Origin of the sequence: Aeromonas sp. 600886 (assembly GCF_049174935.1) — a bacterium.
Lineage (GTDB): Bacteria > Pseudomonadota > Gammaproteobacteria > Enterobacterales > Aeromonadaceae > Aeromonas > Aeromonas veronii_A.
The window spans coordinates 23277-44936 of record NZ_JAAKUB010000012.1; the positions used below are offsets into that span (position 1 = coordinate 23277).

Annotated in this window: 21 protein-coding genes and 4 tRNA genes; 16 read left to right on the plus strand and 9 right to left on the minus strand. The window is 59.1% G+C overall.

Annotated elements, in window-relative coordinates; all coding sequences use genetic code 11:
* Positions 1-327 precede the first annotated feature (327 nt).
* Together G5179_RS11025 and trpS are read left to right on the plus strand one after the other, a co-directional pair.
* The gene (locus G5179_RS11025; protein WP_005339229.1) at positions 328-765 is read left to right on the plus strand and encodes a universal stress protein; all 438 of its coding nucleotides are present in this window, start codon (positions 328-330) and stop codon (positions 763-765) included.
* 192 nt (positions 766-957) lie between these two features.
* Positions 958-1971, plus strand: coding sequence for a tryptophan--tRNA ligase (gene trpS, locus G5179_RS11030; RefSeq protein WP_421258367.1), 1014 nt, complete (start codon positions 958-960; stop codon positions 1969-1971).
* Here trpS and G5179_RS11035 read toward each other — a convergent pair.
* On the minus strand, positions 1950-2909 hold the full coding sequence (locus tag G5179_RS11035) for a LysR family transcriptional regulator (RefSeq protein ID WP_058056572.1): 960 nt from the start codon (positions 2907-2909) through the stop codon (positions 1950-1952). The genes trpS and G5179_RS11035 overlap by 22 nt on opposite strands.
* A 91-nt stretch (positions 2910-3000) precedes the next feature.
* Between G5179_RS11035 and G5179_RS11040 the strand changes: the two genes are divergently transcribed.
* The gene (locus tag G5179_RS11040) at positions 3001-3900 is read left to right on the plus strand and encodes a DMT family transporter (protein ID WP_005357113.1); all 900 of its coding nucleotides are present in this window, start codon (positions 3001-3003) and stop codon (positions 3898-3900) included.
* The gene (locus G5179_RS11045; protein WP_005339236.1) at positions 3885-4046 is read left to right on the plus strand and encodes a hypothetical protein; all 162 of its coding nucleotides are present in this window, start codon (positions 3885-3887) and stop codon (positions 4044-4046) included. Before G5179_RS11040 ends, G5179_RS11045 begins: the two co-directional genes overlap by 16 nt.
* A gap of 124 nt (positions 4047-4170) precedes the next feature.
* On the opposite strand, the gene G5179_RS11050 is transcribed toward G5179_RS11045, so the two are convergent.
* Positions 4171-4632 carry a DUF6314 family protein gene (locus tag G5179_RS11050; protein ID WP_307895906.1) on the minus strand — a complete coding sequence of 154 codons (462 nt, stop codon included), beginning with the start codon at positions 4630-4632 and terminating at the stop codon, positions 4171-4173.
* A 39-nt stretch (positions 4633-4671) separates the two neighbouring features.
* Between G5179_RS11050 and G5179_RS11055 the strand changes: the two genes are divergently transcribed.
* Positions 4672-5526: a carboxylate/amino acid/amine transporter gene (locus G5179_RS11055; protein ID WP_129503003.1), complete on the plus strand. Its 855-nt coding sequence runs from the start codon at positions 4672-4674 to the stop codon at positions 5524-5526.
* A gap of 6 nt (positions 5527-5532) precedes the next feature.
* Here the strand turns inward: G5179_RS11055 and G5179_RS11060 are convergent, their stop codons facing one another.
* Together G5179_RS11060 and G5179_RS11065 are read right to left on the minus strand one after the other, a co-directional pair.
* Positions 5533-6396: a sensor domain-containing diguanylate cyclase gene (locus G5179_RS11060; protein ID WP_216952557.1), complete on the minus strand. Its 864-nt coding sequence runs from the start codon at positions 6394-6396 to the stop codon at positions 5533-5535.
* Between the two features lie 70 nt (positions 6397-6466).
* Positions 6467-7180, minus strand: a complete 714-nt coding sequence (locus G5179_RS11065; RefSeq protein ID WP_421258368.1) for a 3-deoxy-D-manno-octulosonic acid kinase — start codon at positions 7178-7180, stop codon at positions 6467-6469.
* 222 nt (positions 7181-7402) lie between these two features.
* Here G5179_RS11065 and G5179_RS11070 point away from each other — a divergent pair, with 222 nt between their 5' ends.
* From G5179_RS11070 to G5179_RS11105, 8 genes are all read left to right on the plus strand, one after another.
* The gene (locus G5179_RS11070) at positions 7403-8455 is read left to right on the plus strand and encodes a glycosyltransferase family 9 protein (protein ID WP_421172827.1); all 1053 of its coding nucleotides are present in this window, start codon (positions 7403-7405) and stop codon (positions 8453-8455) included.
* Between the two features lie 303 nt (positions 8456-8758).
* Entirely contained in the window at positions 8759-9385 is a 627-nt protein-coding gene (gene gmk, locus G5179_RS11075) for a guanylate kinase (protein WP_421258369.1), read from the plus strand.
* Between the two features lie 79 nt (positions 9386-9464).
* The gene (rpoZ, locus tag G5179_RS11080; protein WP_005307060.1) at positions 9465-9740 is read left to right on the plus strand and encodes a DNA-directed RNA polymerase subunit omega; all 276 of its coding nucleotides are present in this window, start codon (positions 9465-9467) and stop codon (positions 9738-9740) included.
* 131 nt (positions 9741-9871) lie between these two features.
* Positions 9872-11989, plus strand: a complete 2118-nt coding sequence (gene spoT / locus G5179_RS11085) for a bifunctional GTP diphosphokinase/guanosine-3',5'-bis pyrophosphate 3'-pyrophosphohydrolase (protein ID WP_005339255.1) — start codon at positions 9872-9874, stop codon at positions 11987-11989.
* A gap of 44 nt (positions 11990-12033) precedes the next feature.
* A complete protein-coding gene (trmH, locus tag G5179_RS11090) occupies positions 12034-12765 on the plus strand; it encodes a tRNA (guanosine(18)-2'-O)-methyltransferase TrmH (protein ID WP_159162642.1) in 732 nt (243 codons plus the stop codon).
* On the plus strand, positions 12765-13424 hold the full coding sequence (locus tag G5179_RS11095; RefSeq protein WP_266135177.1) for a CatB-related O-acetyltransferase: 660 nt from the start codon (positions 12765-12767) through the stop codon (positions 13422-13424). The genes trmH and G5179_RS11095 overlap by 1 nt, the downstream gene beginning before the upstream one ends.
* A complete protein-coding gene (locus G5179_RS11100; RefSeq protein WP_421258370.1) occupies positions 13424-14464 on the plus strand; it encodes an alpha/beta fold hydrolase in 1041 nt (346 codons plus the stop codon). Before G5179_RS11095 ends, G5179_RS11100 begins: the two co-directional genes overlap by 1 nt.
* A gap of 89 nt (positions 14465-14553) precedes the next feature.
* A complete protein-coding gene (locus G5179_RS11105; RefSeq protein WP_005339262.1) occupies positions 14554-15369 on the plus strand; it encodes a Cof-type HAD-IIB family hydrolase in 816 nt (271 codons plus the stop codon).
* Positions 15370-15403: 34 nt separating this feature from the next.
* On the opposite strand, the gene G5179_RS11110 is transcribed toward G5179_RS11105, so the two are convergent.
* The 5 genes from G5179_RS11110 to G5179_RS11130 all read right to left on the minus strand — a co-directional run bounded on the left by G5179_RS11110 (position 15404) and on the right by G5179_RS11130 (position 16561).
* Positions 15404-15919: a ricin-type beta-trefoil lectin domain protein gene (locus G5179_RS11110; RefSeq protein WP_421258371.1), complete on the minus strand. Its 516-nt coding sequence runs from the start codon at positions 15917-15919 to the stop codon at positions 15404-15406.
* A 179-nt stretch (positions 15920-16098) separates the two neighbouring features.
* Positions 16099-16175 (minus strand) — tRNA-Pro (locus G5179_RS11115).
* 76 nt (positions 16176-16251) lie between these two features.
* A tRNA-Leu gene (locus G5179_RS11120) sits at positions 16252-16337 on the minus strand.
* Between the two features lie 20 nt (positions 16338-16357).
* Positions 16358-16433: transfer RNA gene (locus G5179_RS11125), tRNA-His, on the minus strand.
* Between the two features lie 51 nt (positions 16434-16484).
* Positions 16485-16561: transfer RNA gene (locus G5179_RS11130), tRNA-Arg, on the minus strand.
* Positions 16562-16793: 232 nt separating this feature from the next.
* Between G5179_RS11130 and G5179_RS11135 the strand changes: the two genes are divergently transcribed.
* Genes G5179_RS11135 through G5179_RS11145 form a run of 3 tightly spaced genes read left to right on the plus strand, consistent with a single transcriptional unit; the run spans position 16794 to position 21616 of the window.
* Entirely contained in the window at positions 16794-17390 is a 597-nt protein-coding gene (locus tag G5179_RS11135) for a TetR/AcrR family transcriptional regulator (RefSeq protein WP_005339267.1), read from the plus strand.
* Positions 17387-18520 (plus strand): efflux RND transporter periplasmic adaptor subunit, encoded by a 1134-nt coding sequence (locus G5179_RS11140; RefSeq protein ID WP_216952544.1) that lies wholly within the window; start codon positions 17387-17389, stop codon positions 18518-18520. Before G5179_RS11135 ends, G5179_RS11140 begins: the two co-directional genes overlap by 4 nt.
* Before the next feature lie 15 nt (positions 18521-18535).
* Positions 18536-21616: a multidrug efflux RND transporter permease subunit gene (locus G5179_RS11145; protein ID WP_216952542.1), complete on the plus strand. Its 3081-nt coding sequence runs from the start codon at positions 18536-18538 to the stop codon at positions 21614-21616.
* The last annotated feature ends 44 nt before the right edge of the window (positions 21617-21660 follow it).

The window sequence follows — 21660 nt, forward strand, 5'->3', positions numbered from 1 at the left end:
GTCAGAAAAGCGGCAAGAAATGAGGCGGATAAACAAAAGGGAGCACGTGGCTCCCCAAAGCGGTATTCAGATGCTTTTTGTTGTTTTGTGTTCATTGCGAAGCACGGGCCCATCCTATGCCTCTCCCCCCTGATCGGCAAGCCGGGGGGTGTGACCGGCGTCAAACTCTTGTTTAATTTATAGGCAAATAGTGGTTAATAACTGAGTGGCTGACCCTGTGTCACACGTCATTAAACTCATTTAAATCCCAAAACTGTGCCTGAGGCACCATTTTAGTTTCAGCAGAGATTGGTATAGTGGGCTGAAGGATCGGTAAGGAGAACCCCCATGAGTGGAACAACCTATTACAAGCATATTCTGGCCGCGATCGACCTCTCTGAAGATAACCGCAAGGTGATCGACAAGGCGGTGGACAGAGCCCGCTCCAACGGCGCCAAGCTGTCGGTTATCCATGTCGATGTGGACCTCAAGGATCTCTACACCGAGATGATCGATATCGATATCGACAACGTGCAGGATCAGGTGATCGCCGAAGCGAAAGAGAAGCTGGAGGCATTTCTGGCCTCGGTGGACTATCCCATCGAGAAGAAGCTGGTGATCTGCGGGGATCTGAGCGAGCGGGTCAATCAGGCGGTCAAGGAGTACGAGATCGACCTGCTGGTGTGCGGCCATCGCCAGAGCTTCTGGAGCCTGCTCACCTCCAGCGCCCGTCAGCTGATGAATACGGTGCCCTGCGATCTGCTGGTCGTCCCCTTGCAGAAGTAATGAAACCGGCGTAGTTTGATTTGCTATGAACATGACCGCATTCAATCACAACTACTGGTGGTGCTGCTCCTAAACAGGCGGCACCGCGTTTCTATTGTAAATTTCCCAAAGAAAACACCGTGACCGCCGAGAGGCGGTCAACTGTTTTTATCCCTTTGTCGCCTCCCGGCTCACCCAACTGGAGAGAGTGACATGCACAACCCCGTTATCCTGACTGGCGATCGTCCCACCGGCAAACTGCACATCGGCCACTATGTCGGCTCCCTGCGCCAGCGCGTCGAAGCACAGCACCACTACCGCCAGTTCGTGATGATCGCCGACTTGCAGGCGCTGACCGACAACGGCCACAACCCGGCCAAGGTGACAGACAACGTGCTGGAGGTGATGGCCGACTATCTGGCAGTCGGTCTCGACCCGGCCAAGACCACCTTCTGCCTGCAGAGCGCCCTGCCCGCCCTCGCCGAGCTCACCTGCTACTACCTCAATCTGGTCAGCGTCGCGCGGCTGGAGCGCAACCCCACCGTCAAGGCGGAGATCCAGCAAAAAGGGTTTGAACGCACGCTGCCGGCCGGTTTTCTGGTCTATCCGGTCAGTCAGGCCGCCGACATCACCGCCTTTCGCGCCAGCCATGTGCCGGTCGGGGAGGATCAGCTGCCGATGCTGGAGCAGACCAACGAGATCGTCCGCCGCTTCAACTCTCTGGTAGGCAAAGAGGTGCTGACCGAATGCCAGCCGATCCTGAGCGACACCGGCCGCCTGCCCGGCATCGACGGCAAGGCCAAGATGTCCAAGTCTCTCGGCAACACCATAGAGCTCGGCATGTCGGCGGAAGAGGTCAAACAGGCGGTGTTCGCCATGTATACCGACCCCAACCACCTCAAGGTGAGCGATCCGGGTCAGGTGGAGGGAAATACGGTGTTCGCCTATCTCGATGCTTTCCACCCCGACAAGGCGCTGGTCGCCGAAATGAAGGCGCACTACCGGCGCGGCGGACTGGGGGACATGCGCTGCAAACAGGTGCTGAATGACGGCCTGCAAACCCTGCTCGCCCCGATGCGAGAGCGCCGGGCCGCGGCCATTGCCGACAAGAAGATGCTGCTGGAGCTGCTCTATCAGGGCACCGAGCAGGCTCGCATCATCACCGATGAGGTATTGGCGGAGGTGAAAAGTGCCATGGGGCTCGACTACTTCGCCAGCATCCGCTGAGCGGGGGTCCCGAGTGCATCGTCGCCGTAGAGGTCGAACACCAACTGGTGCAACAGGCTCTTGAACCAGCCGATCGCCTCGTCATGGGCGGTCAGCGGGTGCCCCGCCATCAGGTAGACGATGGGGATGGCGGGGTCGAGCTGGTGCATCCGCAGCGGGTAGTAGCGGCAGAAGTGGCGCCCGATCATCTCGGGCACCACCACCAGATAGCGGCCGGTCGCCATCAACGGCGGCACCGCCATAAAGCTCGGCAACCTGACCCCCAGCTCCCGCTCCACCCCGAAACGGGCCAGCCAGAGCTCCACCATCGCCTGACTGTGACCCCAGCTGGAGGTGTGGATGTGGGGGCGGCTCACCAGCTCAACCGGCGTCAGTACATCGGGCAACTCGCTGCCGAGCGGCGACAGGCAGACCAGCGGGTTGTTGAACCACTCCTCCCGCCACAAACGGGGTGAGAGGTGATTCGCCCCGGCGAAACCGATCACCAGATCCAGCTCACCCTTTTCCAACTCCCGCTCGTAGTCGCTGTCCGCCAGCTCGCACACCTCAAGCCGACAGTGAGGGGCCTGCCGATGGAGCCTGTCCACCAGCACCGGCACCAGCCCGTGCTCTACCGAGCCCGGGGTGGCGATACGGAAAATCCGCCGCGCAGTGGCGGGATCAAACCCCTTGGCCTGCCGCAATCCCTGCTCCAGCATCGCCAGCGCCTGGCGCACCGGACCGGCCAGTGCCTTGGCTCGCTCGGTCGGCATCATCTCGCGCCGACTCATCACGAACAGCGGATCATCCAGCGCCACTCGCAGCCGCCCCAAGGCGTGACTGACGGTGGATTGGGAGAGATGCAGCCGTTCGGCGGCACGGGTGACATTGCGCTCCTGCATCAGCATATCGAATACGGCGAGCAGGTTGAGGTCGAGACGGGCGAGCGAGCTATCCATCGATATTAGCCATAGTTAAATGCCAACAATTCATTTTTACCATAGTAACAGATTGCCTAGAATGCGCTGGCTTAATACATCGGAGATTCAAATGCGTAGCTATCTGTTATTGCTGGCCATTGGCCTGCTGTGGGGTTCCCAGTTCATTTTCATGCACCAGGCCGTTGCCGAGTTGCCCCCCATTCTGGTGGCTGCCGGTCGTGCCCTGTGCGGCAGCCTGACCCTGGGTCTGCTCTGCCTGTTCATGCGGCTCAAGAGTGAGCACACCCCGTGGCGCACCTATATGCTGATCGCCCTGCTGGATGCCACCATCCCCTTCATCATGGTCGCCTGGGGCCAACAGTATGTGGATAGCGCCATCGCCGCCGTGGTCATGGGTTGTATCCCGTTTGTGACCATTCTGGCTGCACCGCTGTTTATTTCTGGTGAAAGAATCACCAAAACCGGTCTGCTTTCCGTGATCATCGGCTTTGCCGGTGTACTCACCCTGTTCTGGCCGAAACTCTCCCAGGGCATGAACGCCGGTCTGCTCGGTGCCATGGCCATCCTGCTGGGAGCCAGCTGCTTCGCCATCGGTCTGCTGATGATCAAGCGCTTCGCCAAGGACCATCCGGTCGTGGTCGCCCGCAATATCCTGATCTCCTCGGCAATCCAGTTGCTGCTGGTCGCCCCCTTCATGGTTGATCTCGGCAGCCTGACCCTGCCGAGCACCCAGGCCCTGAGCGCGATCACCGTGCTGGGTACCCTCTGCACCGGTCTGGTCTACTTCCTCTACATGGCGCTGATCCAGAAGGCCGGCCCGACGTTCGCCTCCTTCAGCAACTATCTGGTGCCGCTGTTCGGCGTGATGCTGGGTGCCCTGTTCCTCGGCGAGCAGATCCATCCCACCACAGGTGTTGCTCTGGCCCTGATCCTCGGCTCGGTCGCCATGAACCAGTGGGCGCAACAGCGTCGCATGCAGCGCGAGGTCTCCCTATGTCAGGCATCCTGACCACACTGTGCGGTGGTCTGGTACTGATTGCCGGCTGGCAATATCGCCAGCGGCTGGCCGGGATCCTGGGCCTGCTGATGGTACTGCTGCCCTGGTTCTTCGATAGCAAGCTGCAAGCCATGTTGAGCTATGCCCTGAATGCCTGAAGTCCATCTCTGAATGTGTGACGAGAGTCTATCTCTCCTGTTTTTGGGACTGTTTTAAAAAACCTCCGATTTGTCCCCCGCTACCGGCGCTCTGCGCCGGTTTTTTTATGCCTGCCAGCCGGCGTCAGATCAGATAGCGATAGCTGAGTCGCTCGTTCTTGCGCGGCCCGGTGATCTGCCAGCTCAGCAGAAAACCGCCGTCGATCTCGGTCAACTCGGCGCTGTAGTGATCCGCCCCGCACAGATGGGGCTCGGCGGTCAGCCAGCGGCCATCCCCCTGCGGCAGCAGCTCGAACAGCTCGACCGGCGCTTCATAACGCAGATGGGAGAGACGGATCCCCCGCGCACTGCGCTGCCACCAGAAGCGGTTGTGCATGGCGAGTTCCCTGCCATGAGGCGTGATGTAACGGCCCTGCTCGTTAAACAGCCAGCCACCCTGATGATCGGTCACCTGCACACGCCCCTCGCCCCGACCATTCCAGTCGGTCGCCGACCCCTCGCCATTGCTGGCGGTAAAGGAAAATGCTCCGACCTGTGGCAATCGCGCCCATAAACGCTGGATTGCCTCTTCCATCTCGGCCATCATAGCCCCCTTAAAATTGACAACTGACGATAAATCAAACACATGAACTACTTGATAGGGGTCACCCTGCTCTGGTCATTCTCCTTCAGCCTGATCGGGGTCTACCTCGCTGGCCAGGTGGATGCCTACTTCTCGGTGCTGACCCGCATCGCCCTCGCCAGTCTGGTGTTTCTCCCCTTCCTGCGCCGCCGCTGGCTACGCCCCGATCTGGCGGCCAAGCTGATGGCGCTGGGCGCCATCCAGCTCGGCATCATGTATCTCTTCTACTACCACTCCTTCCTGCTGCTGACAGTGCCGGAAGTGCTGGTCTTTACCATCTTCACCCCCATCTACGTCACCCTGCTCCACGACTTGCTGGAAGGGCGCTTCAAGCCCACTTATCTGTGGGGTGCCCTGCTGGCGGTGCTCGGGGCTGCCGTCATCCGCTTCGACGGCCTGACCGAAAGTTATGTGCTGGGATTTCTGGTGGTGCAGGGGGCCAACCTCTGTTTCGCCCTGGGTCAAGTGGGCTACAAGGTACTGCTGGCAAGGGAGGCGGAGCAACCGCCGCAACTGGCGGTGTTCGGCTGCTTCTATCTGGGAGCGCTGGTGATCGCACTGCCCGCCTGGTGGCTGCTGGGCAAGCCGCAATACCCAACGTCAGGGTTGCAGTGGGGCATTCTGCTCTGGCTGGGGGTGGGTGCCTCCGGCCTCGGCTACTTCCTCTGGAACAAGGGGGCGACGCTGGTCACCAGCGGGGTGCTGGCCATCATGAACAATGCGCTCATTCCGGCCGGCTTGCTGGTCAATCTGCTGCTCTGGGGCAAGGATACCGACCTGACCCGACTGACCATCGGCGGCCTGCTGATGCTGGCCTCGCTCTGGGTCTGCCAGCGTGACAAGCGCGGCCAACCCTGACCGCACTCAGCCGACGACGGTGTTGTGCTCCCGTCTGGCCTGACTGTGACAGCTGGCCAGCCGGGCCAGCAGATGATCGAGCTGCTCGCCAGCCTGACTCTGCACCAGCCCGATGCTGACGGTGACCGGCCGCTGTGACAGCAGGCTGGCATCGGCAATCTCGAGGCGCAGCCGCTCGGCGATCTCCAGCGCACTCATCCGCTCGGTCTGGGAGAGCATCAGGATAAAACCGTCCTCATCCCAGCGGGCGAAGGGATCTTCCCGCCGCAGTTCGTGACGCACGATACGCGCCAGCTTGGCCAGCATGGCGTCGCAAGCCGCTTCACCAAACAGTTGCTGGATTTTGGCCATGTGATCGACCGAAAACTGCAGCAGACTGAAAGTGCCGCTCTCGGTCGCCAGCCGCTCTTCAAGCAGTTGCTCGAAACGGCCACGGCTCTCCAGACCGGTCAGCGGATCGGTGCCATGTCGCTCCTCCACCAGCACCACGGCAGGATCGAGGTGACGGACCACCCCCAGCAGATACCCCCGCTCATCGCGACGCATTCGCTCTTCCAGCCGGATGTAGTGACCGTGATGATGCAAAATGCGGTATTCGAGGCGCAGACCGCTGCTGCGGCCGCTCTGGCAGGCGAGCAGGGCATCTTCCAGCCGGGCAACATCGTCGGGATGAACCCGATCCAGCCAGCCGAGATCATCCGGCCAGCACTCTCCCAATCCCAACAGGCGCAGGCAGGAGGGATCACGCTGTAGTCCATGTTGGGCTGACCAGCTCCAGATCCCCGCCTCCAGCAGCGCCATGGCATCAGACAGCAGACCCGGATCAAGCCGGGCAGTCACATCGACCAAAGGTGTCTTGAGCATTTCCATGGGGGACCTCGAAACAGGATCTGAATACCTGCTCAATAAGTAACATTGGCGTTCACGCCGAGCAACAGGGTCAGATCGCTTTTCCCTGATACCCGTTCATCAAGGTCTGCCAGTTCTCCGGTACGAAGTGGAAACTGGTGTGCAGTTGAGACTCTTTATTGAATGAACGGAGCAAGCGTTCCAGATTGGCCTTCTGCCATTCGCCGGGGGAGCGGATCGCCCCCTTGTCAAAATCGATCACCCACACCTTGCCCTCTTTATCGAGCAGCAGGTTGTGGCTGTTGAGATCGGCGTGATAGACCCCGGCATCGTGCAGCTGGCGCACCGTCTGGCCTATCTTGTGCCACACCTCGGTCGCCACCGGCCCCTGCTTGAGCAGCGCCACCATATCCTTGGCACCGCAAATTCGCTCAATCAGGATATCGGCACGATAGAAGGGGCCCTGTTTGACCATGCGGGCACCAAACGGACGCGGCACCGGCAGCCCCAGCTCGCACAGCTTGGCCAGCAGGGTGTATTCGGCCATGGCGCGGCTCGACTCAACCCCTTCGAACCAAAAGCGATCCCGCACCACCTTGCCCACCATGCCGCCGCGATAGTAGTGGCGCAGCACCAGATGGCGGGACTCATCCTTGACGAACCAGGTCACCCCCCGCCCGATGGAGGTTCCCACCACCTGACGGTTGTTCTGCCACCAGGCAGGATCGAATAACTGGGGAGAGGGGTCGCGAAAGGCCCCTTCGGCATACCAGCAGATCTGGTTGTGTTCGGTCTGTACTCGCATCGTGGAGATCCCGCTCGGTGGGTCATGGATCGCAATTTTTCAATTGGCGATGAGGCTGCCGCTCTGGCATGCCCGCAATAGTGGCCTTTAATCAACGACGTGCAGAGACAGGTCATGGCGCTGGGCCCGGCCTATCCTGGCTGACGATTGTGCGCAATTTTACAATCCAGAGGGGAGTTTGCATAATGCCATCCACCCTTTTTGCCAGCCGTGCGCCACAACATGCCGCTATTTCAAACGCCCCCCTCCTCCATCTGCATCCTGCGGCTCTCCGCCATCGGGGATTGCTGCCACGCACTGGCGCTGGTGCGCGTCATCCAGCGGGAGTGGCCACAAACCCGCATCACCTGGATCACCGGCAAAATCGAGGCAACCCTGTTTGCTGATCTGCCCGGCGTCGAAGTAATCCCCTTCGACAAGAGCAAGGGGTGGCGCGGCTATCGCGATCTCTGGCATACCCTCAAGGGGCGCAAATTCGATGCCCTGCTCCACCTGCAGGCGGCGATGCGGGCCAGCATTGCCACCCTCGGCATCAGCGCCAAGGTCAAACTCGGGTTTGATCGGGAGCGGGCCAACGACGGCCAGTGGCTGTTCACCAACCACAAAGTGCCTTCGCCTGCCTCCCCCCATGTGCTGGACGGTTTCCTCGCCTTCGCCAAAGAGCTTGGCATCAAGGATCTGACCCCGGACTGGCAACTGCCCATCAGCGCCGATCATCAGGCGTGGGCAAGGGAGAAGATTGGCGGCAAACCGACTCTGCTTATCTGCGCAGCCGCCAGCAAGGCATTCAAAAACTGGACGGCCGCAGGCTATGCCGCGCTGGCAGATCACGCCGCCAACAAGGGCTTTCAGGTCTATCTCTGTGGCGGGCCTGCCAAACTGGAGCGGGATCTGGCTGCCGAGATCCAGCGCTTAAGCCAGAGCAAACCGGTCGATCTGGTGGGGCAGACCAACCTCAAGCAACTGCTGGCGCTGATTGGTGAGGCGAGTCTGGTGCTGGCCCCCGATACCGGCCCCACCCATATGGCCACCATAGTGGGCACGCCGGTGATCGGTCTCTATGCCCACCACAATCCGGCCCGCACCGGCCCCTATCTGTGCCGCGACTACGTGGTCAGCGTCTATCAGGAGCTGGTCGAACAGGAGACCGGCAAGCCGCTGGCCGAATTGAGCTGGCGCACCCGTCTCAAAGACCCGGAGGCCATGCGAAAAATCACCAGCGAGCAGGTGATCACCGCCTTCGACCGCCTCTGTGCAGATCGTCAACTGCCGTAATGACAGGGCACCTCGGGAATTCCGAGCCATCAGGCAGGGATAACCTGATAGCCTCTGCCCTCAGCCAAAGGCACAATGCAGGCTGATGTGGGTTACGCTCCCGCAGCAAGCTACGAATACTTTGATCGGCTGGAATATGATTCCGGCCGTTTTTTTATTCGCCGCATTCTGCTAAAATTCGCCGCCTTTACATCACCCTGACTCAAGAATTTTCCGCGTTTTGCGTTTGGCTGTCTCCCTTTCGGGCACAAGACGGCGGTCTCTGCTACAACCAAAACAGCGGTTTCGATTAAAGGTAATAATATGGCGCAACAAGGCACACTCTATATCATCTCTTCTCCGAGCGGCGCGGGTAAATCCAGTCTGCTCAATGCCTTGCTGACCAACCACAATCAAGCTGGCAAGATGCAGCTATCGGTTTCCCACACCACTCGCGCCACCCGCCCGGGCGAAGAGCACGGCGTACACTACCACTTCGTTCAGGTGGAAGAGTTCAAGGCGCTGATCGAGCGTGGTGATTTTCTGGAGTGGGCCGAAGTATTCGGCAACTACTACGGCACCTCACGCGCCGCCATCGAAGCCTGCCTGGCCAAGGGGATCGACGTATTCCTCGACATCGACTGGCAAGGTGCCCGCCAGATCCGCGAGCAGATGTCGACCAAATCCATTTTCATCCTGCCCCCCAGCCGCGAAGAGCTGGAGCGCCGCCTGATTGGGCGCGGTCAGGACAGCGCCGAAGTGATTGCCGGCCGGATGGCGAAAGCCATTGCCGAAATGGTGCACTACGACGAGTATGACTATGTCATTATCAACGAAGACTTCGAGCAGGCGCTGTTCCAGCTCAGGTCCATTATTGAGTGCCAACGGCTGGAGATGCGTCACCAGCAACAGGCTCAAAAAAACTTGCTGCAACAGCTACTGGCAGAGTAAGCCAAAAACAAGTAAACTTTTGCGTCATTTTTAAACACTGCTTTTCTAAATACAGAAAGCCCAAACACTGGAGTCCTGCATGGCACGCGTTACTGTAGAAGATGCTGTAAAACAGGTAGGTAACCGTTTTGACCTGGTGCTGGTCGCCGCGCGCCGCGCTCGTCAAATCGCGGTACAAGGCAAAGATCCCCTGGTCGACGAAGAGAACGACAAGCCGACTGTGATCGCCCTGCGTGAGATCGAGCTGGGTCTGGTGAACAATCAAGTGATGGACACCCAGGACCGCTACGAACAGCAAGAGCAGGAAGCCGCCGAGCTGGCTGCCGTTGCTGCCATCGCCGAAGGCCGCGGTTAAGTTATTCCTCCGGTTGGCACCCGCCCGGGTGCCGACTGTTCATCCCCATTTACAACCGCTCGAAAACCTCGCAAACTCAGGGCTATACCCTCAATTCCACGAATTGCCGTTTCACCGCTGCGGGGACTGTCTTGTATTTATTTGAAAACCTTAAAGAAATAGCCAGTTCCTACCTGCCGCCAGAGCAGGTTGAGAAGCTCAAGCAAGCCTATGTGGTGGCCCGTGATGCCCACCAGGGTCAGATGCGTTCCAGTGGCGAACCCTATATCACCCACCCTGTTGCCGTTGCCCGGATCCTGGGTGACATGCGCCTCGATCATGAAACCCTGATGGCCGCCGTGCTGCACGACGTCATCGAAGACACCTCTGTCACCAAGGCCGATCTGGCCGAACAATTCGGCAACGCGGTTGCAGAACTGGTGGCCGGGGTCTCCAAGCTCGACAAGCTGAAGTTTCGCGATCGCAAAGAGGCGCAGGCCGAGAACTTCCGCAAGATGGTGATGGCGATGACCCAGGATATCCGGGTCATTCTGATCAAGCTGGCCGACCGCACCCACAACATGCGCACCCTGGGCTCCCTGCGCCCTGACAAGCGCCGCCGTATCGCTCGGGAAACCCTCGAAATCTTCGCCCCCATCGCCAACCGCCTCGGTATTCACACCATGAAGAACGAGCTGGAAGAGCTGGGCTTCGAGGCGCTCTATCCGATGCGATCCCGCGTGTTGCGCGAATCGGTGCGCCGCGCCCGTGGCAATCGTCGCGAGATCATCGACTCCATCCAGAGCGAAATCAGCGGTCGCCTGAAAGAGGCGGGGATCGAGCATCAGGTCAGTGGCCGCGAGAAGAACCTCTTCTCCATCTACAACAAGATGGAGAAAAAAGAGCTGCAATTTCATGAGGTAATGGATATCTACGCCTTTCGGGTCAAGGTGAAGGACATAGATACCTGTTACCGGGTACTGGGGCAGATGCACAGCCTCTACAAACCGCGCCCCGGCCGCTTTAAGGATTACATCGCCATCCCCAAGACCAACGGCTACCAGTCGCTGCACACCTCGCTGGTGGGGCCGCACGGGGTACCGGTGGAGGTGCAAATTCGCACCGAGTTCATGGATCAGATGGCCGACAAAGGGGTTGCCGCCCACTGGGCCTACAAGCAGGATGGCGACAGTTCGGGCACCACTGCCCAGATCCGCGCCCAGCGCTGGATGCAGAGCCTGCTGGAATTGCAACAGAGCGCCGGCAGCTCGTTTGAATTTATCGAAGGGGTCAAAACCGACCTCTTCCCCGACGAAATCTACGTCTTTACCCCCGAAGGGCGCATCATGGAGCTGCCCGCTGGCGCAACGCCGGTGGACTTTGCCTACACGGTGCACACCGATATCGGCCACGCCTGCGTCGGTTCGCGGGTCGACCGCCACCCCTACCCGCTCAGCAGTCCGCTGCACTCGGGCCAGACGGTGGAGATCATCACTGCGCCGGGCGCCCGCCCCAACGCGGCCTGGCTCAACTTCGTGGTGACCACCAAGGCGCGCTCCAAGATCCGTCAGTTCCTCAAAAACCTGCGCACCGAAGAGTCGGTGGTGCTGGGTCGCCGCCTGCTCAACCATGCGCTGGGCGCCAAGAATATCGAAGACATCCCCGAGCCGCGCATCAAACAGGTGCTGGCCGATACCAAGCATGAGAACCTGCAGGGGCTGCTGGCCGATGTGGGCCTCGGCAACGCCATGAGCGTCATGGTGGCGCGCCGTATGCTGGGGGATGAACTGCCGCCGGAAGAACAGCCCAAAACCAGCAGCAAGAAGATGCCGATCAAGGGTGCCGACGGCATGCTGGTCACCTTCGCCAACTGCTGCCGTCCGATCCCGGGGGATGCCATCATCGCCCACATCAGCCCGGGCAAGGGTCTGGTGATCCACCAGGAAGCCTGCCGCAACATCAAGGGCTACAGCAAGGAGCCGGACAAGTACCTGCCGGTGCAGTGGGAAGTGGACAAGGAGCAGGAACAGGAGTTCCGCACCGGTATCAGCATCGAGATCGTCAACCATCAGGGTGCGCTGGCCGAGCTGGCCAACGTGATTGCCGCCACCGGCGCCAATATTCACGCCATCAGCACCGAAGAGAAGGATGGCCGGGTCTATCAGGTCAGCCTGCTCATCACCACCAAGAGCCGCATCCACCTGGCCAACATCATGCGCAAGATCCGCGTCATGCCCAACGTGCTCAAGGTGAGCCGACAGAAGAACTGAACACAGGCGGCGCAAGCCGCCTGCTGCTTTTATTGAGACAAGCCATGACCCCCGAACGCTTCAAGCGCATCACCGACATGCTGGCCCAGCGTCAGCTCGATTTGACCGTCTGTATGGAAGAGGTACACAAACCTCACAATCTGGCCGCCATCGTGCGTACCGCCGATGCCATCGGCATCCACCGGGTACACGCCGTCTGGCCCAAAACCTGGATCCACAAGCGCAAGGGCACCGCCCGCGGCAGCCAGAACTGGGTGGATGTAAAACTGCACCCGGATATCGGCACAGCCGTTGCCGAGCTGAAAGCTTCAGGCATGCAGATCCTGGCAACCCACCTCTCCGACAGCTCCGTCGATTTTCGCGCTATCGACTACACCAAACCGACCGCCATTCTGGTGGGTCAGGAGAAGCATGGCATCGGTGAGGAGGCGCTGGCACTGGCCGATCACCATATCGTCATCCCCATGGTGGGCATGGTGCAGTCCCTCAACGTCTCGGTGGCTGCTGCCGCCATCCTCTACGAAGCGCAGCGTCAGCGCGAGCTGGCCGGTTGCTATCAGCGCGGCTGCCCGCTCACTCCGGAGGAGCAGAACAGCATCCTGTTCGAGGGTGGATATCCCATCTATGCCCAGCTCTGCAAAGAGAAAGAGATGCCCTACCCCCAGCTCGGCCCGGCCGGTGAAATTCTGGCGGACGAAGAGTGGTGGCAACGGATGCAGCTGACCCGCAAAGGGTGGGCGCAGCAGAGCGAGCAGGACGATCCGCAGGAGGAGTGATGGAGAACCCTTTTGGCAGCTGGCTGGAATCGCAAATCATCCGGGATCACCTGACCAACCCGAACATAGAGGCCGGCGACTACAGCTACTACTCCGGCTACTACCACGGCAAGCCGTTCGAGGATCACTGCGTCCGTTACCTGCTCGGCGATGGCTCGACCCGCGACACCTGGGAGAGCGGCCTCTGGGGCGAGGTGGATCGGCTGATCATCGGCAAGTTCTGCTCCATCGGCTCGGGCGCCACCTTCGTGCTGGCGGGCAATCAGGGCCACCGGCTGGATTGGGTTTCCACCTTCCCGTTCAATCCCGACACCTTTGGCGAAGGGGCCCGCAGCGGCTTTCTGCGCAAGGGAGACACCCGGATTGGCAACGATGTCTGGATCGGCTCGGAAGCGATGATCATGCCCGGCATCACCATAGGTGATGGCGCCGTCATCGCCACCCGCGCCGTGGTAACCAGGGATGTGGCCCCTTACACCATAGTCGGCGGCAACCCGGCTCAGCCGATCCGCCGTCGTTTCAGCGATGAGCAGATCCTCATGCTGCAAGAGATGCAGTGGTGGGACTGGCCCCTGCCTCGCTTGCAAGCCTGCATGGCGCTGCTCTGCTCGGAGGATATCGCTGCCCTTTATCACCATTGGCAACAGGAGTGTGCCTGATGAAACCCCTCTCTCTTTCCCTGTTGGCCCTGACCCTGTTTTCTGCCGGAGCCCTTGCCGTGACCAATACCTATCAGCTCACCAGCGAAGCCGATGTACCCAGCCTCTACCAGCAAATCCTACCCGACTTCTGGCGCCAGCATGCGGTTGAAGGGGAGTTCAAGGGCAAGGACGGGGTGACCATCCGCTATGCCGCGCTGCGGCAGGAGAAGGTTGATCGCGCCATCCTCATCGTCAATGGCCGGGTCGAAAGCTACCTCAAGTATCAGGAGCTGACGTGGGATCTCTGGCGTCAGGGCTACAGCCTCTATCTCATCGACCATCGCGGTCAGGGAATGTCTGGCCGGATGCTGAATGACCCGCAGAAGGGATATGTCGACCAATTCGACGATTATGTGCTCGATCTCAAGCAGTTTCACGACCAGATAATCATGGCGGACCAACCTGCCAAGCTGTTCCTGCTGGCCCACTCCATGGGCGGTGCCATCTCGGCCCGCTATCTGGAGCGCTGGCCCGATGATATCAAGGCGGCCGTGCTCTCCTCCCCCATGCTGGGCATCAATCTCGGCGGTCTGCCCAAGTGGCTGGCCAAGGGATTGGCGAGCACCATAGGCACGGTCGGCGGTTGGTTTGGCGAACCACCCTATGGGCCGGGTCAGAGCACCTATCAGGATCACGGCTTTGCCGACAACGAGCTGACTCACAGTCAGTCCCGCTATCAGGCGTTCCGCCAAATCTACGAGCAGCACCCGCAGATCAAGCTGGGTGGCGCCACCGCCCACTGGATTTATCAGGGGATCACAGGTGCCGATGCCGCCATCGCCGATGCGGGCGCCATCAAAACCCCGCTGCTGGTACTGCAGGCTGGCAACGACAGCGTGGTGGACAATGCCGCGCAGGATCGCTTCTGCACCATAGCCAAGTGCGAAGGGGGCAAACCACTGCGCATCGAGGGTGCCTGGCACGAGCTGTTTATCGAATCCGATGACAAGCGCCAGCCAGCCCTGACCGCGATGGTCGACTTTTTCGCCCGCTTCTGAGCTGGCTATTTTTTGTAACCCTAAATAAATGGGGTGACAGTGCGGGCTAAGGTAAACTGCCCCTGTTTTCAATCGATGCCGAGGTAATGATGTTCAAGGTAGTTGTATCCGATCTCGATGGCACTCTGCTCAACAAGCAGCACCAGATCTCTCCCCGTACCCGGGATACCCTGCACCGCCTGGTAGAACAAGGTGTGAAATTCGTGGTCGCCACCGGCCGTCATCACGTTGACGTACGCAGCTTCCGCGATGCGCTGGGGATGGACATCTACCTCATTACCTCCAATGGCGCCGTGGTCCATGACAAACAGGATCAGCTGATTTTCAACCAGCCGCTGCCGACCGAGATCGCCGCCGAACTGATTGCGCTGGAGCGCGACCCCTCTATCCACCTAAATGTCTATCAGGGTGATGACTGGGTGGTGGAAGAGGAGCTGCCCTGGCTGCTGCAGTTCCACGACGAGTCAGGGTTCACCTACCGTCTGGTCGATGACCTGAAACAGGAACCGAAAGAGCAGATCAACAAGGTGTTCTACATCGGCGACCACGAGAAGCTGCTGAAAATCGAGGCGCACCTCAACCAGCGCTATGGCGATCAGCTCAACGTCACTTTCTCCCTGCCGGACTGCCTCGAAGTGATGCACGCCGGGGTGCATAAGGGCAATGCTGTGCGTGCCGTGCTGGAGCAGAACGGGTTCGATATGTCCGAGGCGATCGCCTTCGGGGATGGCATGAACGACTTCGAGATGTTGACCATGGTGGGACGCGGTATCGTGATGGGCAACGCCCATGACCGCCTGAAAATGGCGCTGCCGGAGTATGAGCAGACCCTCACCTCCGACGAAGATGGCGTCGCCGTCTATCTGGAGAAGCTGTTCGAGCTGGAGAGCGTCAGCGCCGCCTGATCCTCTTCATCCCGACATTCGATTCAACAAAGCCTCACCATGTGAGGCTTTGTTTTTTCAGGGTTTCCAGCCAGGGATTGGGCCGCTGCCAGCTGAAGCTCTGGTTTGCGCCACCGTAACATTCGGCCAGCCGCAGCGGCGTGCCGGGGGTATGGCGTCGCCCGGCCACATCGAGGCAGCGGGAGACCTTGCTATTGAACAGCTTGTCTTTCTGCCACTCCCACTGCGCCTGACCGTCACAGGGGGCCAGCATCACTTCGCTGTCGTTTTTAGCTTGCAAACAGAGATCCTGCAGGCGCAACTCACCCAGATCCCACTCGAACAGTTGATCGTCTTTTCCGCTGCAAGGTTGTGCCAACACCTTCTGTCGGGATACTGCGACACAAAAGCCGCCGCTGGTCAGCAAGGGAGAGATCACCCGATCTTCCGACGGTCTCGAAGCGATTGAGTCCATAATTTCATCGGTTGATAGCGGCTTGATGGTACACCCCCCCAGCAGCAAGGCAGCCAGCAGGGCAGGAGAGCAAGCAAAGGAAATTTTGTTATTCATGGAAAAATGCCTGAAATGGGCCGATGACATCCGGTTGTCAGTGACTCGAGGCTGAAGCATAACCGAAAGGCGGGGCGCGCTGCCCAAATAGAGTGTAAACAGACGTAACAGGGAGAGAGTACTGGCACGGCGGAGGCCGGAAAGCAAAAAACCCCGCCGAAGCGAGGTTTTTCTAAATGTGGTCGGTGATAAAGGATTCGAACCTTTGACCCTCTGGTCCCAAACCAGATGCGCTACCGGACTGCGCTAATCACCGAGGCTATTTCTTTCAAAATAGTTTACTTCAAAAAAACAAAGACGACCTGATGGCCATCCTCGTCATACAGCAAGTATGGTGCGAAGAGAGGGACTCGAACCCTCACACCCGGGGGGCACTAACACCTGAAGCTAGCGCGTCTACCAATTCCGCCACCTTCGCGTACCTGACAAGCTGTAAAATGGGGTGGCTGATGGGGCTCGAACCCACGACAACCGGAATCACAATCCGGGACTCTACCAACTGAGCTACAGCCACCACAGCTGTTTTCGTTCCACAACAACGCCCGTTTAACCGACGCACTTTTGATGGTGCGCCCGACAGGATTCGAACCTGTGACCTCTGCCTCCGGAGGGCAGCGCTCTATCCAGCTGAGCTACGGGCGCTACGCTGTCGAACGGGGCGCATTATTAATGATGGTTGCTGGTTTGTCTACACTTTTCTGTCACCGAAACACTGTTCGTTGCTTTTTCAAGCACATTGCGCACTTTTCTTCCACTATTCCCCTGCTGCCAGCCGAAAAGGGGCAGATCGCTGTCACAAATCACCTTGCTGCCTTGACTTGATTTGATGCCCATCTAGAATGAATGAACGTTCATTCAATCGAAAGTCACACTGATGATTCTGGATAAAAAAGAGAGCATCTTCAACGCGGCCCATGAGGTGCTGGGTGAACGGGGTTTTCATGGTCTGTCGATTGCAGAAGTCGCCAAGAAGGCCAATGTTGCCACCGGCACCATCTATCGCTACTTCGGCGACAAGGATGATCTGATCCGGCAACTGCACCAGCACACTATCTTGCAGTGTGTGCCCATGGTCATGGCCGATGTAGCAATCGATAAAGTTTCATTTCAACAATTTCGCCAATTATGGCTCAATATTCATGCCATTTTTGTTAACGAACCCAACGCTATCCGGTGCAAATTGCAGTACGAGAGCTCTCCGCTAGGGGCAGAATTGGAGACCAATCCTGTCATTCTGGCCGCCTGGGAGCCTCTGGACCGATTTTTTGAACAGGGCGTTGAACAAGGATTGTTTATTGATTTACCGATACGGGCACTCCAGGTGTTGAGTCTGGACAGTGTCATGCATCTGGCCCTGCAGTGCAGGGTGCACAACATCACGCTGACCGAATCGCAGTTGGAAACCGCGATCCGGGCCAGCTGGAATGCCATTTTATCCCCCAATCTTTCCACCTCAGGAGCCTGTTCATGAAAAAGTGGATGGCCATTATGTTGCTGATAGCGATCGCCTTGTTTGGCAGCGTCATCGGCTTCAATTTGTTCAAACAGAAGATGATTGCCCAATACATGGCCAACCGGCCGGAACCCGAGTTCCCCGTCACCGCCATGGTGACCAAGGCGCAGGATTGGGTACCGACCATCGAAGCGATCGGCTTCATCGAGCCGAATCAGGGGGTGACCCTCTCCACCGAACTGGCTGGCACCATTGATGCCATCACCTTTGAGTCGGGCAAACCGGTCAAGGCTGACCAACTGCTGCTGAGCCTGGACTCCACCGTGGAGAAGGCCAATCTGCGCGCCTCCCAGGCCAAGCTGCCAGCGGCAAAAGCCAAATTCGAACGCTTCCAGAACCTCTACAAGACCAGCTCCATCTCCAAAGAGCAGCTGGATGAAGCCGAAGCGGCCTATCGCTCGCTGGAAGCGGATATCGAGAGTCTGAAGGCGACCATTGCCCGTCGTGAAGTGCGCGCGCCCTTTAGCGGCGTGGTCGGCCTGCGCAATGTGTTCCTTGGCCAGTATCTGCAACCAGGCACAGATATCGTGCGCTTGGAAGATACCAGCGTGATGCGTCTGCGCTTCACCGTGCCCCAGACCGATATCTCCAAAATCAAGCTGGGCCAGACCATCAAGATCAATGTGGATGCCTATCCGCAAACCCAGTTTGACGGCCATATCACCGCCATCGAGCCTGCGGTCAACTTCCAGAGCGGCCTGATCCAGGTACAGGCAGACATTCCGAACAACGACGGTCAGCTCCGTTCCGGTATGTTCGCCCGCGCCAGCATCATTCTGCCGACGGTGAAAGATCAGATCGTGATCCCGCAGACCGCTATCTCCTTCACCCTTTACGGTCAGAACGTCTATGTGCTCAAAGAGGGCGAAGAGACCGACAAAGAGGGTAACAAGGTGAAAGTGCTGCGAGCCAAGCAGGTTGTGGTCAAGGCGGGTGAGCGCCGTGGCAACGATGTGCATGTGCTCTCCGGCATCCAGGCCGGTGACCAGATCGTACTGTCGGGTCAGGTTCGCCTGAGCAACGACACCAAGGTGCATGTGGTCGAGAACGATGCCCTGGCCGTTCCGGCACAAACCCCGATGCTGTAAGCGCGGAGATCTGCGATGCGATTTACTGACATATTTATAAAACGGCCTGTGCTGGCGATCTCGCTCAGCTTCCTGATCGCCTTGCTGGGCTTTCAGGCCATCTTCAAGATGCAGGTACGGGAATACCCCGAGGTGACCAACACGGTGATCACCGTCAGCACTGGCTACTATGGCGCCAGTTCTGATCTGATCCAGGGGTTCATCACCCAGCCGCTGGAACAGGCGGTCGCGCAAGCCGACAACATCGACTTCATGACCTCCTCCAGCCAGCTGGGTAGCTCCACCATCACTGCATACATGAAGCTCAATACCGACCCCAACGCCGCGCTGTCCGACATCCTGGCGAAGGTGAACTCGGTGCGCTCTCAGTTGCCGAAAGAGGCGGAAGACCCCTCGGTCACCTCCTCCACCGGTTCAACCACGGCGGTGCTCTACCTCGGCTTTACCAGCCCGGAGCTCAACTCCAGCCAGATCACCGACTATCTGGAGCGGGTTATCAAGCCGCAGCTCTTTACTGTCGGCGGGGTCTCCAAGGTTGACCTCTACGGCGGTGTCGAGTTTGCCCTGCGGGTATGGCTGGATCCGGCCAAGATGGCGGCCTTCAACCTGACTGCCAGCGACGTGATGACGGTGCTCAACAGCAACAACTATCAGTCCGCGACAGGTCAGGCGACCGGTTACTTCACCCTGTTCAATGGCAATGCCGAGACCCAGGTCAAGGATGTCGACGAGCTGAAGCGACTGGTGGTGGCTACCCGCGACGGCAAGGTGATCCGTCTGGCGGACATCGCCAAGGTAACCCTCGAGAAGAGTCACGATGTCTATCGTGCCAGCGCCAATGGTCGCGAAGCCGTGGTCATGGCGGTCAACGCCGCCCCGACAGCCAACCCCATCAACATCGCCCGCGATGTGCTGGCACTGCTGCCGAGCCTTGAGCGCAATATGCCGAGCACCATGCGTCTCAACGTGATGTATGACTCCACCGTGGCGATCAACGAGTCCATCCACGAGGTTATCAAGACCATCCTGGAGGCAGCCGCCATCGTTCTGGTGGTCATCACCCTGTTCCTCGGCTCGTTCCGCGCGGTCATCATCCCGATCATCACCATTCCGCTCAGTCTTATCGGCGTGGTGATGATGATGGATATGTTCGGCTTCTCGATAAACCTGATGACCCTGCTGGCGATGGTGCTGGCGATCGGTCTGGTGGTGGATGACGCCATCGTGGTGCTGGAGAACGTCGACCGCCATATCAAAGAAGGTGAAGAGCCGTTCCGGGCCGCCATTATCGGTACCCGTGAAATTGCGGTGCCGGTTATCGCCATGACGGTCACCCTGGCGGCGGTATACGCACCTATCGCCCTGATGGGGGGTATCACCGGCTCCCTGTTCAAGGAGTTTGCCCTGACCCTGGCAGGTGCCGTGTTCGTCTCGGGCATCATCGCCCTGACCCTGTCACCGATGATGTGTTCCAAGATGCTCAAGGCCAACGAGCAACCGGGCAAATTCGAGAGCACGGTCCACCACCTGCTGGAACGGATGACCGATCGCTACGACAGCATGCTGCACGCCGTGATGAAAAAGCGCCCCGTCATCGTGGTGTTCGCCGTCATCGTGTTCGCCAGCCTGCCGTTGCTGTTCAAGTTCATCCCGAGCGAACTGGCACCGTCAGAGGACAAGGGGGTAATGGCCGTGCTGGGTACCGCACCGTCCAACGCCAACCTGGACTACATCGAAAACACCATGGCGGATGTGAACAAGATCCTGGACGAGCAGCCCGAGATCGCCTTCTCCCAGGTCTTCTCAGGGGTGTTCAACGCCAACCAGGCGTTCGGTATCGCCTCCATGGTGCCCTGGAGCCAACGTGAAGCGAGCCAGAAAGAGGTGCTGGATCGGGTCGCCAATCTGGTGAAAGACATCCCGGGTATGGCCATCACCACCTTCCAGTTCCCGGAACTGCCGGGAGCATCGAGTGGTCTGCCGATCCAGTTCGTCATCACCACCCCGAACAGCTTCGAAAGCCTGTTCCTGGTGGCCGGTGAAATTCTGGCCGCGGCGCAGAGTAACGGTCAGTTCGTCTATTCGGATCTCGATCTGAACTACGACTCCGCCACCATGAAGATCCGCATCGACAAGGACAAGGCGGGTGCCTACGGCATCACCATGCAGGATATCGGTATCACCATGGGCACCATGATGGCGGACGGTTACGTCAACCGTATCGACCTGGATGGCCGCTCCTACGAGGTGATCCCGCAGGTCGAGCGCAAATACCGTCTCAATCCGGAGTCCATCAAGGGCTACTACGTGCGGGCCGCAGATGGCAAGTCGATCCCGCTCGGCAGCCTGATCACCATTGAAGTGGTTGGCGAGCCCCGCGCCCTGCCCCACTTCAACCAGCTGAACTCCGCCACTATCGGTGCCGTTCCGGCTCCGGGTGTGGCCATGGGTGATGCGATCAACTGGTTCCAGACCACCGCCGACGAGAAGCTGCCGCAAGGCTATCGTTACGACTTCATGGGTGAAGCCCGTCAGTTCGTCACCGAAGGCAATGCGCTCTATGCCACCTTCGCGCTGGCACTGGCGATCATCTTCCTGGTGCTGGCGATCCAGTTCGAGTCGGTGCGTGACCCGCTGGTCATCATGGTCTCTGTACCGCTCGCCATCAGCGGGGCCTTGATTGCCTTGGCTTGGGGACTGGCGACCATGAACATCTACTCCCAGGTGGGCCTCATCACCCTGGTGGGTCTGATTACCAAGCACGGCATCCTGATCTGTGAAGTAGCGAAGGAAGAGCAGCTGCTGCGCGGCATGAACCGGATGGAAGCCGTGATGCAAGCCGCCAAGGTGCGTCTGCGTCCGATCCTGATGACCACCGCCGCCATGATTGCCGGTCTGATCCCGCTGCTCTACGCCGCAGGCGCCGGTGCAGCACAACGATTCAGCATCGGTATCGTCATCGTGGCAGGCCTTGCCATCGGTACCCTGTTCACCCTGTTCGTACTGCCGGTGATCTACACCTATCTGGCTTCCGAGCACAAACCCTTGCCGGTATTCGATGAAACCATTCCGCCCAAGGCAAACGGCGGACACTGATCATCAATCACTTGCCAAGGCCCCGATACGGGGCCTTTTTTATG

Excerpts from the sequence above, each read along its gene's own strand:
- trmH (WP_159162642.1), top strand. The coding sequence starts at position 12,034 with ATGACCCCCGAACGCTTCAAGCGCATCACCGACATGCTGGCCCAGCGT.
- G5179_RS11025 (WP_005339229.1), top strand. The coding sequence starts at position 328 with ATGAGTGGAACAACCTATTACAAGCATATTCTGGCCGCGATCGACCTC.
- G5179_RS11070 (WP_421172827.1), top strand. The coding sequence starts at position 7,403 with ATGCCGCTATTTCAAACGCCCCCCTCCTCCATCTGCATCCTGCGGCTC.
- G5179_RS11035 (WP_058056572.1), bottom strand. The coding sequence starts at position 2,909 with ATGGATAGCTCGCTCGCCCGTCTCGACCTCAACCTGCTCGCCGTATTC.
- G5179_RS11135 (WP_005339267.1), top strand. The coding sequence starts at position 16,794 with ATGATTCTGGATAAAAAAGAGAGCATCTTCAACGCGGCCCATGAGGTG.
- G5179_RS11100 (WP_421258370.1), top strand. The coding sequence starts at position 13,424 with ATGAAACCCCTCTCTCTTTCCCTGTTGGCCCTGACCCTGTTTTCTGCC.
- trpS (WP_421258367.1), top strand. The coding sequence starts at position 958 with ATGCACAACCCCGTTATCCTGACTGGCGATCGTCCCACCGGCAAACTG.
- G5179_RS11040 (WP_005357113.1), top strand. The coding sequence starts at position 3,001 with ATGCGTAGCTATCTGTTATTGCTGGCCATTGGCCTGCTGTGGGGTTCC.
- G5179_RS11110 (WP_421258371.1), bottom strand. The coding sequence starts at position 15,919 with ATGAATAACAAAATTTCCTTTGCTTGCTCTCCTGCCCTGCTGGCTGCC.
- rpoZ (WP_005307060.1), top strand. The coding sequence starts at position 9,465 with ATGGCACGCGTTACTGTAGAAGATGCTGTAAAACAGGTAGGTAACCGT.
- G5179_RS11105 (WP_005339262.1), top strand. The coding sequence starts at position 14,554 with ATGTTCAAGGTAGTTGTATCCGATCTCGATGGCACTCTGCTCAACAAG.
- G5179_RS11065 (WP_421258368.1), bottom strand. The coding sequence starts at position 7,180 with ATGCGAGTACAGACCGAACACAACCAGATCTGCTGGTATGCCGAAGGG.
- G5179_RS11060 (WP_216952557.1), bottom strand. The coding sequence starts at position 6,396 with ATGGAAATGCTCAAGACACCTTTGGTCGATGTGACTGCCCGGCTTGAT.
- gmk (WP_421258369.1), top strand. The coding sequence starts at position 8,759 with ATGGCGCAACAAGGCACACTCTATATCATCTCTTCTCCGAGCGGCGCG.
- G5179_RS11145 (WP_216952542.1), top strand. The coding sequence starts at position 18,536 with ATGCGATTTACTGACATATTTATAAAACGGCCTGTGCTGGCGATCTCG.
- G5179_RS11055 (WP_129503003.1), top strand. The coding sequence starts at position 4,672 with ATGAACTACTTGATAGGGGTCACCCTGCTCTGGTCATTCTCCTTCAGC.
- G5179_RS11140 (WP_216952544.1), top strand. The coding sequence starts at position 17,387 with ATGAAAAAGTGGATGGCCATTATGTTGCTGATAGCGATCGCCTTGTTT.
- G5179_RS11045 (WP_005339236.1), top strand. The coding sequence starts at position 3,885 with ATGTCAGGCATCCTGACCACACTGTGCGGTGGTCTGGTACTGATTGCC.
- G5179_RS11050 (WP_307895906.1), bottom strand. The coding sequence starts at position 4,632 with ATGATGGCCGAGATGGAAGAGGCAATCCAGCGTTTATGGGCGCGATTG.
- G5179_RS11095 (WP_266135177.1), top strand. The coding sequence starts at position 12,765 with ATGGAGAACCCTTTTGGCAGCTGGCTGGAATCGCAAATCATCCGGGAT.